At 36.0% G+C, this 13892-nt stretch carries 12 protein-coding genes; 11 read left to right on the forward strand and 1 reads right to left on the reverse strand.

The window, feature by feature from the left end; translation table 11 throughout:
- The first annotated feature begins 10 nt into the window (after positions 1 to 10).
- From ACF3OB_RS07290 to ACF3OB_RS07340, 11 genes are all read left to right on the forward strand, one after another.
- Positions 11 to 232, forward strand: a complete 222-nt coding sequence (locus ACF3OB_RS07290; protein ID WP_042006326.1) for a hypothetical protein — start codon at positions 11 to 13, stop codon at positions 230 to 232.
- Positions 220 to 534 carry a type II toxin-antitoxin system RelE/ParE family toxin gene (locus ACF3OB_RS07295; protein WP_042006324.1) on the forward strand — a complete coding sequence of 105 codons (315 nt, stop codon included), beginning with the start codon at positions 220 to 222 and terminating at the stop codon, positions 532 to 534. The genes ACF3OB_RS07290 and ACF3OB_RS07295 overlap by 13 nt, the downstream gene beginning before the upstream one ends.
- Positions 535 to 1326: 792 nt before the next feature.
- The gene (locus ACF3OB_RS07300; RefSeq protein ID WP_392447269.1) at positions 1327 to 3090 is read left to right on the forward strand and encodes a hypothetical protein; all 1764 of its coding nucleotides are present in this window, start codon (positions 1327 to 1329) and stop codon (positions 3088 to 3090) included.
- Between the two features lie 89 nt (positions 3091 to 3179).
- Positions 3180 to 3944, forward strand: a complete 765-nt coding sequence (locus tag ACF3OB_RS07305) for a BT1926 family outer membrane beta-barrel protein (RefSeq protein ID WP_392447271.1) — start codon at positions 3180 to 3182, stop codon at positions 3942 to 3944.
- 588 nt (positions 3945 to 4532) lie between these two features.
- Positions 4533 to 5120, forward strand: a complete 588-nt coding sequence (locus ACF3OB_RS07310; RefSeq protein WP_392447273.1) for an AAA family ATPase — start codon at positions 4533 to 4535, stop codon at positions 5118 to 5120.
- A 202-nt stretch (positions 5121 to 5322) separates the two neighbouring features.
- A complete protein-coding gene (locus tag ACF3OB_RS07315; RefSeq protein WP_232745202.1) occupies positions 5323 to 6129 on the forward strand; it encodes an ATP-binding protein in 807 nt (268 codons plus the stop codon).
- Positions 6130 to 6349: 220 nt separating this feature from the next.
- Entirely contained in the window at positions 6350 to 7645 is a 1296-nt protein-coding gene (locus ACF3OB_RS07320; RefSeq protein ID WP_095893586.1) for an anthranilate synthase component I family protein, read from the forward strand.
- A 43-nt stretch (positions 7646 to 7688) separates the two neighbouring features.
- Positions 7689 to 8282 (forward strand): ribonuclease HII, encoded by a 594-nt coding sequence (locus ACF3OB_RS07325; RefSeq protein ID WP_392447276.1) that lies wholly within the window; start codon positions 7689 to 7691, stop codon positions 8280 to 8282.
- A 198-nt stretch (positions 8283 to 8480) separates the two neighbouring features.
- Positions 8481 to 9527, forward strand: coding sequence for an endonuclease/exonuclease/phosphatase family protein (locus tag ACF3OB_RS07330; protein WP_042008949.1), 1047 nt, complete (start codon positions 8481 to 8483; stop codon positions 9525 to 9527).
- A gap of 210 nt (positions 9528 to 9737) precedes the next feature.
- Entirely contained in the window at positions 9738 to 10394 is a 657-nt protein-coding gene (locus ACF3OB_RS07335) for a hypothetical protein (protein WP_095911998.1), read from the forward strand.
- A 194-nt stretch (positions 10395 to 10588) separates the two neighbouring features.
- Positions 10589 to 12970 (forward strand): outer membrane beta-barrel family protein, encoded by a 2382-nt coding sequence (locus ACF3OB_RS07340; protein WP_095912694.1) that lies wholly within the window; start codon positions 10589 to 10591, stop codon positions 12968 to 12970.
- 153 nt (positions 12971 to 13123) lie between these two features.
- On the opposite strand, the gene ACF3OB_RS07345 is transcribed toward ACF3OB_RS07340, so the two are convergent.
- Positions 13124 to 13888, reverse strand: a complete 765-nt coding sequence (locus ACF3OB_RS07345) for an exodeoxyribonuclease III (RefSeq protein WP_042008946.1) — start codon at positions 13886 to 13888, stop codon at positions 13124 to 13126.
- Between the last annotated feature and the right edge of the window lie 4 nt (positions 13889 to 13892).

A 13892-nucleotide genomic window follows, 5' to 3' on the forward strand; every position in this document is an offset into this window, starting at 1 on the left:
AACAGAAGTGATGAATACACATACCATACAATTCAAAAAAGCACTCTCTTTTGAACAGTATCAAATGGCAGTGAGAGTTTTAGAAGCCATTGGCTTAGAGGTTTATGATGAAACAAGACTTACTGAAAAACAAAAAGAAAATATTTTGCGAGGAATAAAACAAGCAGAAAAAGGAGAAACCAAATCTTATTTAGAAGTAAGAGAAAAAGCAAGAAAAATATGCGGAGTATAAAGTGGTCTTATGTCGCAGAGCAGGAATATGTAGATGTTTTACAGTTTTGGATAAGCCATAATTCATCAAATACATATTCTCAAAAGATCATGAAAGCTGTAGAGGAAGCCGAAGATATGCTTATGAAAAATCCTTTTATAGCAGAAGAAAAAGAAGATCATAAAGATGGGAATGTGTTAAGGTATAGAAAATTAATTATTCTTCAAAACTTCTCTTTAATCTATATTGTCCGAGATATGATTGAAATTGTATCCTTTTGGGATAATCGACAAAATCCAAAACAATTAAAAAGCATTCTTTAACGCACACGTGGTGAAACAATTACGAATTACAAAGAAAATTACGAATTTCAAATTTCGAAGGTGATGTAAAAAGTATGATGCCCTTAAAAAAAGAAGTGTTTTTGTCAGGCTGAGCGTAGTCGAAGCCTTATCATTACAGGGCTTCGACTACGCTCAGCCTGACAATCAAAACCAGCATCATACTTTTTATAACACAACCCAAATTTCAAATTACGAAATTATCCAGCCCCGTAATTCGTAATTCGTAATTTATAGTTAACTTTAAATCTTTAAATCTTTGAATCTTTGAATCTTTGAATCTTTGAATCTTTGAATCTTTGAATCTTTGAATCTTTGAATCTTTGAATCTTTAAACCTTGAACTCTTGAACCTTTTAACAATTCCAAATCTCTCGCATTGTATTTGTTAATTTTATCCTAAAAAAATGACCGTTCGTGATATGTTTTTGACCGTTCACGCTAATATTGTTATAATTAAGTTAAAAATATCCGAAAAGAGTTTTTTTTGCATATCTTTGCCCCAAATAATAGTTACGTATTAAGAGTTGATAGTTACGAATTGTTATTGTATTAGGTAATTAAATACGAGTAGTGGGTGGTTAGCGATTAAGAAATTTTTTTTAAAACTTTTTTGCGTATAAAGAAAATTTATTTACCTTTGTCCCGTGCAATGAAAGTAGTGGCGTAGCTATTGCGAGTAGTTCAGAACAGTTAAGTAAAATCAAATGGCAGTAGTGCCATAATTTATTATAGTAAACAAATTAATTATTAACTTTAATTTTTTTTTAAGACGATGAAAAAAAGAATTATTATTCCAGCGATTCTTTCAGCGGTGTTAGCTACAGGTTTAACATCGTGCGTGAAAGATAACGAATCAGACTCAGTGAGAGATCTGCGTAACGCAAAGGCGAATGAACTAAACGCTAATGCGGAAAATACAAAAGCGAAAACAGCTCAACAAGTAGCGGTAACGGCTGCTTACGGAGTGGAGGTTAAAATTAGAGAGGCAGTATTAGCCAAGGAGCTTGTTTCTGTTAAGGAAGCAGAGCTTGACCTTGCTATCAAACAGTTGCAACATGCTGTTAACGAGGCTAAGAGTGACAATGACATAGCTAAATTGAAGCTCGATGCTGAAAAAGCAAGACTTGAGTCAGAGCGTGCTTTAGCGAAAGCAAAAGCTGCTGATGATGAGTTGAAAGCTGAACAAGCTAACGCATTGAAAGCATTAGCTGAAGCAGAAGCTAACTTGTTAGACGCTCAAAACGAGTTGTTTAGAAAGAAATTGGAAAAATACACTTCTATTGAGAGTGAGATGAACAAAGCTGCGAAAGAGGTTGTGAAACTTACAGGTAAGATCATCAAAAAAGAAACCGAGATTGCAGGTTTGACACAAAGTGCTACAACACTTGAGGCTGTGAAAGCAAGAGATATCAAAGAGCAACAAGATATTATCGCTAAAAACAAAGCACTTCTTGCAGCATTGGATGGGCTTAAAAATGGTTCAACTGAGGAGTATGCTGCTAAAGTAAAAGAGTATGAAGCAAAAGAGCATGGAGCTGAGTTGGCTTACAATACAGCCTCTTCAACCAACGAATTAGAAGATCTTGAGAAAGCAGCTAAAAAAGTATCTGAGGAAGCAGAAAAGCTTGAGATAGGCAAATTGCTTAGTGATTTCCAAGAAAAAGTAGAAAAAGGAGAGACTTTGTACACTCAGTTTCCTCTTGCTGTGAATGTTACAGAAGTTTTAGAAGTGCAAGATTTAGAAGCTTTGACAGCGTCAGATGTTACTTCTGAATATACTGCTTTGTCTAAAGTAGAGGTGAAAGCAGATAAAGTTAATACTACCTCTATTTTGGCAGATTTGCAAAAAAATATTGAATATCTACCACAGTTAGCTCTTCAATATGACAACGCTATCGCTTTGTATAACGAGCAAGATGAGAATAAACCAGGTACCATAGCTAACTTTGCTAAAAAATTAGCTGACGCAAAAGAGAGCCTTAACCAAGCAATAGAAAACAACTTGGGTGAATCTGTGATAAATACACGCAGACAAGCAGTAGCTAATGCAGCTCACGCTTATGAAGAAGCGATAAGAGATAATAAACAAAAAGCTAAGTTAAGAGCAGAGGTTACAGGAGTTGTTAAGGAATTTACTCGAGTTAAATCTTTCTTTGTAGGTTCATCTACAAATGAAGATAGAAAAGCATTTGATGGGGTTATTACAAAATACAATGACGCAGTTCAAAAAGCAGCAGATCGTTATTTTGTTGAGCAAAGATTGAAAGACCAAAAGGACAATTTCACTAAGATTAAAGGTGTGTTCCAATCTATACTTACAGGGTACGAGACATTTGATAAGCAATACAAAACAGCTTACGAGGAAATTGAAAAAGCAGAGGTTGCTATAGCTAAATACGAAAAAATTGATACTATTCAAGATAAATTGAATCTAGCAAAAGAAGAGTTAGCTGAGTTAAAAAGAGACAAAGCTCACCAAGAGGTATTGTTAGCGGCTTACAAAAAGCAATTGGAAGCTATCAAATTATCTGAGTAATCTCTCAGGCTTTTAAGCACAAAACAAATTAATAACAAGGAAAGGTTGCCTAAGCCCTTTGGGCAACCTTTTTCTAAAATAATTGTTATATGAAAATAAAAAAATTATTATTAATCGCCTTCACCGTTCCTACGCTTTGGATAACAGCGAACGCTCAGGAGGAACAAGCTTCAAAAAGCAATAAGTTCACCTTTGCCGCTACCTTGGGCTACAACAACTATGAAAGCGCTGACGCACCCAATGGATTGGGAAAATCGTTCTCTCCAGTGCAACACGCTACAAGTTGGACAAACAAGGGGTCAATGGTAGGTTTCGAAGCAGGTTGGTTTTTAAATGATGATTGGCGTTTTGTGGGTTCTTTTGGTTTGAGCTATTCGGCATATCCTGGCTACTATGAAGTTCCTGGAGTTACGGGTGATGAGAAGACAGGTGAAAGCTATGAAGTATTTGTTCCTGCGTATGGAACCATCCCTGTACAACATAACTTGTCGTATGCGATGAGCATTGGAGGTGATCGTTACTTCAACATTGAAGGTACAAAACTTTCATGGTTTGCAGGAGGTCGTATGGGATTGGCATACACTCAAAACTCTAAGCGTTACAACGAAGTTGAAAAAATAGAGTTTGGTTCGTCTGTAGCAAGAACATGGAACTACCGCATTGCAGCCGTTGCAGGTGCTGACTATTACTTCAGTGATCGCTTCTTTGTTGGAGCACAAATCGAAGGAATTTCTTACACCTACGCAGTGTCATCAATCAAACCACAACCTGGGTTAGCCAACCGCTCAGCGGATCATTACAACCTGAGTTTCTTTGGTGCACCAACCATTAAAATTGGTTTCGTGTTATTCTAATAAATAACAAAATCTATAAAAATAAAAAGCTGTCTGAAAAGACGGCTTTTTTTGGTTGTGTTATAAAAAGTATGATGGTAGTTTTGATTGTCAGGCTGAGCGTAGTCGAAGCCTCGTAATTACAGGGCTTCGACTACGCTCAGCCTGACAGAAATATCCACTTTATTAAAGGTATCATACTTTTTACAACACTTTCCTTTTTTTTATAATTACGAATTTCAAAGAAAATTACGAATTACGAATTTCCAATTACGAAATTATCCAACTCCGTAATTCGTAATTTATAATTAATCATTAATTCTCGTAATTCGTAATTTATAATTGGTAATTATTCATTAATTCCCGTAATTCGTAATTTATAATTTATAATTAATCATTAATTCTCGTAATTCGTAATTTTCTTTGTAATTTGAAATTCGTAATTTAAAATTATTCTCGTAATTTGTAATTTAAAATTATTCCCGAAATGTTATAACTTTGCGAAATAAAGTTTTTTTAGGGTTTGTGTGTTTAAAAGGTGTTGAATTGTAAAAATAAATATGTTTAAATATGTTTATTTTTACAAAAGTAAAATAAATAAGTGTAAAAATGAAAAAGTCAAGGCTTATTCCTACGCCGAGAATTATAGAGCGGTTGCAGTACGAAAACCCTTGGTGGTCGAGCCAAAGGATTCCCGATTTGTACAAAAATATGTCGAAAAGGTTGTATTTCGATTTGTTTTATCCCTTTGTAACAGAGCAGGATATTCGCCGTGCGGTAGTGCTTATGGGCCCCCGTAGGGTAGGAAAAACCGTGATGATGTACCACGCCATAGACCAACTGATTGAAGAGGGGATAAATCCGCAAAAGATATTTTTTGTTGGAATAGACAATCCTATTTACTTACATTTGGGATTACAAGACATTTTGGAGTTATGCAAAGAGGCTTTAAAAATAGAGTATCTGAGAGGTTGCTATGTGTTTTTCGATGAAATTCAATACCTAAAAGATTGGGAACGCCATCTTAAAGTGTTGGTTGACACTTATCCCGAAACTAAATTTGTCGTTTCTGGTTCGGCGGCAGCAGCACTCCGTTGGCACAGCACAGAGAGTGGAGCAGGAAGATTTACCGATTTTATGTTGCCTCCGCTCACATTTCAAGAGTTTATTCACTTAAAAAATAAGGAAGTGTTGTAAAAAGTATGATATCTTTAATAAAGTGGATATTTCTGTCAGGCTGAGCGTAGTCGAAGCCCTGTAATTACGAGGCTTCGACTACGCTCAGCCTGACAATCAGAACTACCATCATACTTTTTATAACACTACCAAAAATAAAAATCATCTTATCCGAGAAGATGTTATTCAATACGGCGGACAATCAATACCGTATCATCTGCCTTTGGATATAAATGAACTGAATGAAGAATTCCAACAGTATCTCAATTTTGGTGGTTATCCTGAAGTGGTTCTCTCTGAAAAGATTCAGAAAGATATGGGACGGTATGTGAAAAACGATATTGTGGATAAGGTGTTGTTGAGAGACTTGCCGAGTTTGTACGGCATCAAGGATGTTCAGGAGCTGAACCGATTTTTTACCTACATTGCGTACAACACGGGCAACGAATTTTCTTTCGAAAAAATGTCCAAAGAAAGTGGCATACAGAAAGAAACACTCAAAAGATATTTGGAATACCTCGAAGCGGCTTTTCTTATCAAGGTACTTAATAAGGTGGATATCAATGCCAAGAGATTGAAACGGATAACGAGTTTTAAGATTTATCTGACCAATCCGTCGCTTCGTACGGCTCTATTTTCCCCCATAAAAGCCGTGGATGACGAAATGGGAAATATGGTAGAGACTGCTGTTTTGTCACAGTGGATGCACAGAGAAAATTTAGCCCTGACTTATGCTCGTTGGAAAGACGGCAGAAAAGAAGGCGAGGTAGATTTGGTATTGGTAGATGATGTGCGATTCAAACCCATTTGGGGAGTGGAAATCAAATGGAGCAACCGCTATTTCGAGAAACCACAAGAGTTACAAAGTCTAATTCAATTTTGTAAGTCCAACGGGTTTAAAAGTGCTTTGGTTACTTCAATCGACAAAACTGGAACCAAGGAAATAGAAGATTTGTACTTTACTTTTGTACCCGCTTCGGTTTATGTGTACAACATTGGAAACGTTACCCTGAAAATGAAAACAGATTAATTTCAAATTACGATATTTAATTACGAATTTCAAAGAAAATTACGAATTACGAATTTCCAATTACGAAATTATCCAACTCCGTAATTCGTAATTTATAATTTATAATTTATAATTTATAATTTATAATTTATAATTAATCATTAATTCCCGTAATTCGTAATTTATAATTAATTCCCGTAATTCGTAATTATTTTTGTAATTTATTTTTAATCGTAATTTTATGCGAATAGAGAAGTCTTTTCATATCACTGGAAATATAAAACAGCAGATTGTCCATTGGGCAAATAACCAAGGAGAAACCACGATTTGGTTGGATTCCAATGCGTATGCTGATGTTTATCATAAATTCGATGCTGTTTTGGCATTTGCTCCTAATGCAATTCTGAGGCTTGATACTCCTTTGGGAGCTTTTGAAGCTCTACGATCATTCGTGGATAAGACCCGTGATTGGATTTTTGGTTATCTGTCCTATGATCTGAAGAATGATGTAGCATCTTTGAAATCTAATAATTTCGATGGATTACAATTTCCTGAGCTTTACTTTTTTCAACCTCAAAAGTTACTTTTCTTTAGAGAAAATATGGTTATGTTTAGCTATTTGAGCTCGGTTTCATCTGAAATAGAAGCTGATTGGAAAGCCATGCTTACGGCGGAGATGTTTCCTTTTTCAGAGATCTCAGAACCAAATGCGATTACTGCCCGATTGTCCAAAGCGGATTATATGGACAGCGTAAGGAAAATGCAGGAGCATATTGCCCGAGGTGATATCTATGAAGCGAATTTCTGCCAGGAATTTTATGTAGAAGATGTTCAAATAGACCCTATTTCCACCTATTTTCGATTAAATTCTATATCAACGCCTCCCTTTGCGTGTTATTTAAGGTTTGATGATTGTTTTGTAATGTCGGCATCACCAGAACGATATTTACAGCGAACGGGAGAAACGGTCATTTCACAGCCTATCAAGGGTACAGCAAGGCGATCGTCAGATGCTGAAACGGATCGGAAATTGCGTGATGAGTTGGAACAAAATCCAAAAGAACGCTCTGAAAATGTGATGATTGTAGACTTGGTTCGCAATGATTTATCTATGTACGCACAAAAAGGAAGTGTGGAGGTTAGAGAGCTTTGTAAGCCCTACACCTTTAAGCAAGTACATCAACTCATATCCACCATAGCAACGAAGATAAAAGACGGTACACATGCCGTTGATGTGCTGAAGAGTACTTTCCCGATGGGAAGTATGACAGGAGCTCCTAAACTGTCGGCAATGCAAATTATTGAAAAATTAGAGGCTTCAAAACGAGGTATTTACAGTGGAGCAATTGGTTATTTCACCCCTACTGCCGATTTTGATTTTAATGTGGTCATTCGCAGTATTTTTTATAATCAGAAAAAAAAGTATGTGTCTTTTTCTGTGGGGAGTGCTATCACAGCTGTTTCTGACCCTGAAAAAGAATATGAAGAATGCCTTGTTAAGGCTAATGCCATGAAAAAGGTGTTGGAAGAAAGGTGATTTTTTGCATATAAATGCGTATCTTTGCAACAGGAAATCAAACATGCAGTTATTTTATCATACACATAAAGAAGCGGGAACGGATGAAGCAGGTCGAGGGTGTTTGGCGGGGCCTGTGACGGCTGCTGCGGTAATCTTGCCCGAAAATTTTAAGAATGAACTGCTCACGGATTCCAAGCAACTCACGGAAAAACAACGCTTGATTTTGCGAGCTATCATTGAACAACAGGCTGTAGCTTTTGCTGTGGCACATGTTTTTCCCGTTGAAATTGACGAATTGAATATTTTGAGGGCTTCCATTTTGGCAATGCATAGGGCTTTAGAACAGTTATCACAAACTCCTGATTTTATTGCTGTTGATGGGAATAAATTTGTGAAATACGGTACTATTCCTCATGCTTGTATTGTCAAAGGTGATGCCAAAATACAGACCATTGCGGCGGCCTCTGTGTTAGCGAAAACCTATCGAGATGCATATATGGAGCGGATTGCAGATGAATATCCCATGTATCAATGGAAAAAAAATAAAGGTTATCCCACAGTAGAACATCGCAGAGCAATACAAGAGTACGGGATTACTCCCTACCACCGAAAATCGTTTCAGCTATTGCCGGTTCAAATGAAATTGGAGTTTTGACAACGAATAATTAATAATTACGAATTGTGAATTACGAATTACGAATTGTAAATTACGAATTACGAATTGTGAATTACGAATTACGAACTGTGAATTACGAATTACGAATTTCTAATTACGAAATTATCCAATCCCGTAATTCGTAATTTATAATTTATAATTAATCATTAAATAAAATATCCTTTAAATCTCACTTCCATGAAACATAAATATTTTATACTATGGATACTTGTCTTTTGGCAATTATCGTTTTACGCACAAGAAAAGAAATACATGGTCAGAACAATTGCTTTTTACAATGTAGAAAATTTATTTGATACTATCAATGATCCAAGGACTTTTGATGACGATCGAACTCCACAGGGTGCTGACCGCTGGACATCAAAAGTTTACAACGACCATGTGCAGAAGATAGCTAAGGTAATTGCAGACATAGGTAGCGACGTGTCCAAACAAGCACCAGATATTGTTGGGCTTTGTGAAATTGAAAATGAGGATGTTATCGTTGATTTAATCAATACCGATTACCTGAAAAAGTACAATTATGGTATTGTGCATTACGACTCCCCAGATAGTAGAGGCGTTGATGTAGCGTTGATTTATAAAAAAGGGGTGTTTCGTCCCATTTCAACATCCAAACATGTTTTGAAAATTTTCGAACCCAATGGAAAGCGTCGTTACACGCGCGACCAATTATTGGTCAGCGGTATGTTTGATGGTGAAATGATGCATTTTATTGTCAATCACTGGCCTTCGCGTAGTGGAGGTGAGGCAGCAAGTCGTCCAAAACGAGAGGCAGCTGCTGCATTGAATAAAAAAATCATAGATTCGTTACTCGCAAAAGATCCGAAAGCTAAAATTTTTAGTATGGGGGATTTTAATGACGATCCTACTAATGCGAGTTTTAAAAAGATTTTAAAAACCGAAGGTAAAAAGAATAAAGTTAAGGCAGGAGGGTTATACAATCCTATGGAAGAGATGCTCAAAAAAGGTATCGGATCACTTGCTTACCAAGATGCATGGAATTTATTTGACCAGATATATTTTACACAAGAATTATTAGAAGAAGATAAATCAACTTATCGCTACTGGAAAGCGGGAGTTTTTAATAAACCTTATTTGGCCAATCCTAAAGGTAAGTTTAAAGGCTATCCGTTCCGAAGTATGTCCAATGGGAATTATACTTGGGGATATTCAGACCACTTTCCCGTCTATCTTTACTTGATAAAAGAAATGAAATTATGATTGTCCGTAACCGCTAATTCATGTGAAGTGAAGAAAAAAATACAATAATCACGTAAGAGTATCGCTTTTTATATGTTTCCGCATGGGTTGTTTTTAATGCTTTATGTAGCTTTTTCTTATTTTTAGAGAAACGTACAGATTGTAATTGCTTTTATTGTGCAAAACGGATAATCATAAATGAAGTAGAAAGAAACAATAAAAATAAAACGTATGAAAAAATGTCTTTTTTATCTTGCTATTGGAATCGGGTTGGCGTCCTGTTCTGAAAAGAAACAAAAGCCAGTTACAACGAATGTTAAATCGAGCGTTGAAAATATTACACAACAAAACCAAGAAGCCTTGGATGAGGCCTTGCTTACTTCCTTTATAAATGACGTAGGTTTTGATTTTCTTAATAAATGTTACTACGAAAGAAATCTGAATACCTATATTCGAGATGAACATGAGAATCTAAAGGAATTTATGGATCCTGCTATCGGTTTGCGCCGTTATCATTTGCCGGGGGCGATGGTTTATTTGTCAGGGAAAGATGAAAATTATGGATTTATGGATTTCGATGATTTTGAGTTTGAACCGACCAGTCAAGGAGAATCTACACTTTCCGTAATGGATGTTAATCAAGACCCTTGTGAACTTGATTTCAACCAAGGAAGAACAGCTTATCTCCATTTGGTGAAAGAGCTGCCCGAATACTTCAGTCAACAAACAAATGAGGTTGAAAAAGTGGTGCTTCCCTATAAAGATGCTAAGATTATCGTTATGTATGTGATGGACAAATACGAACGACCTAAGGCGTTGTTTTTTATCGACACTCCTAAAGGCATGAAATTAGGTTTTGTTGACGATGCCGTTTGTGGAAATAGGTAGATTCTCAGAGTAAAAATAAGTGTGAAACTTGGCCAAAGTCACCTGTGTATGGGTGGTTTTGGTCAAGTTTTTTTATTAGAGAAAAAAAATAAATCTGTGAAATGTAACAATTCGTTTGTTTTTGCATCTTTGTAAAAAAGGAATTATGAATTAACCATTAAATAATTAATAATTAACAACTAACATATATGAAAATGAACCGATTAACATTTTTGATTTTCTTTCTTTTTACGACAGTTGTTTTTGCTCAGACTGGTACAGTTTCAGGACGAATTGTAGATGCTGAAAGTAAAGAAGTATTGCCATACACAGAAGTTTCGCTTTTCTCCTCCGATAATAAAAACCGAAATTTTGGAGTTATTTCTGATGAAAACGGAAAATTTTTATTAAAAAACATTCCTTTCGGAGAATATACATTGAAAATCAGTTTTGTTGGATATGAAGATGTTACTAAACCTTTGTCAATCAATGCTTCAAAAACAAATTTGGGTGATGTTTTATTGCATCTTTCCGTTCAACAAATTGAAGAAGTGGTGGTAGAAGGTCGAAAAGCAGCTTTCTCGTATCAAGTAGATCGTAAAACTATCAATGCCTCGGCTTTTCCAGAGGCGAATACAGCAATAGATTTGCTTACCAATGTGCCTTCATTGAACGTAAGTGTAGATGGTAGGATTACGTATCGTGAGGGAGGAACTTTTACTGTATATATTAATGGAATCATCGCCAAAGACGGGCAGGAACGCCTACGAACGCTCGACGCCTCACAGATTGAGAAAATAGATATTATTACCAATCCATCTGCTAAATACAGTGCTTCGGGAACGGCAGGAATCATACGTGTTGTGCTGAAAAAGAATAAATTGGAAGGGTATGCTATCAATCTTTCAGCTGAATTTAATACATTGGAAAGAAAAAGCTTTTCTTATTCCATTGATAAAAAGGGCAAAAAAGGAGGTTGGCATGTTTCGGGAAATATTGCCGATCACCATTGGGGAGATTCTCGTTCACAAGGAATAAGCAATGTGTATGCTCCCGATGGGAAGCGTTTTGAAACTTTATTCAATAGTGAATACAAAGCCAATATGAATAATTCTTTCATTGATTTTGGATTTAATTATGACATCACCGATCGCGATTTTATCGATGTTTCAATAGACTATGTTCCTTTTAGAAAGAAAGAAAAAAAGATAGATAAAACACAAATTTCTGAAAATACATTTGATAAAGAGGGTAATTTACTTTCGTCAAAGGATTTTCTTATGGATGTTGATAATCAATTTTTATATCAAAATTGGGGTGCTAATTTAGAATATTCGCATTTTTTTAATAAGGATAAATCCCATTTTTTGAAGTTAAATTCAGGATATAGCTTTTTTATTGGAAGTAGTGATGATTTTACTAAAGGTCATGTCATTAGCCCAAAGGAAAATACGGTTTTTGGAAATAAAAGTTCAGAAAAAAATGAAATTTTCACTAAAAGTATTTTGGAATACGAGCTACCACTAACCGACGCTACAAGTATTGAAGCTGGGGTTGATATCGAAACCGATCATATTCCAGAAATTACTACTGAAAGCGGGTTTTTTAAAGGAGATCGTATAGTAGAAACTTCGAAAGATGTTTCTGAAAACCAAGTTATTAACTACAAGGAGAATATCTATGCAGGGTATTTTAGCTTTAAGAGTTCGTTCGGCAAATTTGAATATAAATTAGGTCTACGTTCGGAACATACAGCTCGAGATATAATATATTCTTTTGATAATCAGCAAGGGGTAAGGAAAAATGATCGTTTTAAAAAGAATTTTACGGATTGGTTTCCATCAGTGCATTTGCTGTATAGTTTTTCTCAGAACAGTCAAATTAGTGGAAATTACAGTCGTAGAATCAGTCGTCCAGAGTATTGGGTATTGGTACCAGCTTTTGTTTGGAATGATAGATATTCGTTCTTAACAGGGAATAGTCGTCTGTTGCCCAGTTACACGGATTCCTATGAATTAGCGTATAAAAATTCATGGGGGAAGGATTTCGTTTCCATAGAAATGTTTGCTCGTAATCAACACGATATAATGAGCCCCTACAGTCGAGTGTATCGAGATAATATGCTGCTCATCACACGAGAGAACGTAGGCTCTTCGTGGGCTACAGGAATAGAGCTTATGGCAGGAGTTGATGTTTTTAAATGGTGGAATGTCAACGCTTCGTTTACCGCCTATCATTACCGCCAAGATCTTGAAGTAGACGCAAACTCGTACCCTATTGAGCAATGGCGATTCAATGCTAAACTCAACCATACGCTGCGGTTACCGCGTAATTTTTTACTCCGTGTGAATATGGGATATCAGTCGCCAACAAAAGACTTGCAAAACAATGTAGAAGCAATATTCCTGACCAATGCCTCCTTTACAAAAACGTGGAAGGACAACCGATGGAGTTTGAGTTTGTTTGGAAGTAATGTCTTTGATTCGTATCGATATACCAAAACTAATGTTGGTGAGAATTTTTCAAAACAAACTAAAATGACATATCGCCCATATGTAGGTTTTTCTCTGAAATATCAGTTTAATAATCAAAAATAGATAATTCCTGTATGCTATTTGTATTCTTCTGTGAAGTATAGAAGATTCCGATAAACAACGAACAGTGAGTAGTCATTCTTGTCCTTTGGAATGATTGCTCACTGTTCTTTTTGATAGTCTTTTAATGTTGTATGTAGTAATTGAAATCGATTGTTAATCTGCGACTTCAACTAAGATAGGGCAGTGGTCACTATGTTTTGCTTCGGGTAGTATGGTAGCCCGCAGCAAACGATTTTCAAGAGGTTGAGCAACTAAATTATAATCAATACGCCACCCTTTGTTATTGTTACGAGCGTTGGCTCGGTACGACCACCACGAATAATTGTGTGGCTCGTTATTAAAATATCGGAAACTATCAATGAACCCACTTTTCATAAATCCATCCAACCATTCCCGCTCTACAGGTAAAAATCCAGATACATTGGCATTTCGGATAGGGTCGTGAATATCAATCGCTTGATGGCAGATATTATAATCTCCGCAGATAATCAAATTAGGGAAAGACACTTTTAGATTGTCTATATATTTCTGAAAATCGGCCATAAAAGTGAGTTTGAAGTCCAAACGATCAATGTTCGTCCCCGAAGGTAAATATAAGCTCATCACCGAAAGACTGCCATAATCAGCACGGAGGATACGCCCTTCTTTGTCCATGTAATCCAAACCACTTCCAATCTCTACATGAGTAGGTTTCGTCTTAGAAAGAATAGCTACGCCACTATATCCCTTTTTTTCGGCACTATGCCAATATTGGTATTTATAACCCAAAGCCTCAAAGGCTTCTTTTTCAATTTGAGACTCTAAAGCTTTGATTTCTTGTAAGCAAAGTACGTCGGGATTTGCACTCTGTAGCCATTCGATAAGACCTTTAGTCATTGCGGCACGTACGCCGTTTACATTGTAAGATATGATTTTCATTTTT

The sequence above is a fragment of the Capnocytophaga canis genome (assembly GCF_043187445.1).
In the GTDB taxonomy this organism is placed as follows: Bacteria; Bacteroidota; Bacteroidia; order Flavobacteriales; family Flavobacteriaceae; genus Capnocytophaga; species Capnocytophaga canis.

Bases quoted from the DNA above. Each gene is read 5' to 3' on its own strand.
- ACF3OB_RS07325 (WP_392447276.1), top strand. From the start codon at position 7,689: ATGCAGTTATTTTATCATACACATAAAGAAGCGGGAACGGATGAAGCA.
- ACF3OB_RS07295 (WP_042006324.1), top strand. From the start codon at position 220: ATGCGGAGTATAAAGTGGTCTTATGTCGCAGAGCAGGAATATGTAGAT.
- ACF3OB_RS07330 (WP_042008949.1), top strand. From the start codon at position 8,481: ATGAAACATAAATATTTTATACTATGGATACTTGTCTTTTGGCAATTA.
- ACF3OB_RS07300 (WP_392447269.1), top strand. From the start codon at position 1,327: ATGAAAAAAAGAATTATTATTCCAGCGATTCTTTCAGCGGTGTTAGCT.
- ACF3OB_RS07340 (WP_095912694.1), top strand. From the start codon at position 10,589: ATGAACCGATTAACATTTTTGATTTTCTTTCTTTTTACGACAGTTGTT.
- ACF3OB_RS07310 (WP_392447273.1), top strand. From the start codon at position 4,533: ATGAAAAAGTCAAGGCTTATTCCTACGCCGAGAATTATAGAGCGGTTG.
- ACF3OB_RS07345 (WP_042008946.1), bottom strand. From the start codon at position 13,888: ATGAAAATCATATCTTACAATGTAAACGGCGTACGTGCCGCAATGACT.
- ACF3OB_RS07335 (WP_095911998.1), top strand. From the start codon at position 9,738: ATGAAAAAATGTCTTTTTTATCTTGCTATTGGAATCGGGTTGGCGTCC.
- ACF3OB_RS07290 (WP_042006326.1), top strand. From the start codon at position 11: ATGAATACACATACCATACAATTCAAAAAAGCACTCTCTTTTGAACAG.
- ACF3OB_RS07320 (WP_095893586.1), top strand. From the start codon at position 6,350: ATGCGAATAGAGAAGTCTTTTCATATCACTGGAAATATAAAACAGCAG.
- ACF3OB_RS07305 (WP_392447271.1), top strand. From the start codon at position 3,180: ATGAAAATAAAAAAATTATTATTAATCGCCTTCACCGTTCCTACGCTT.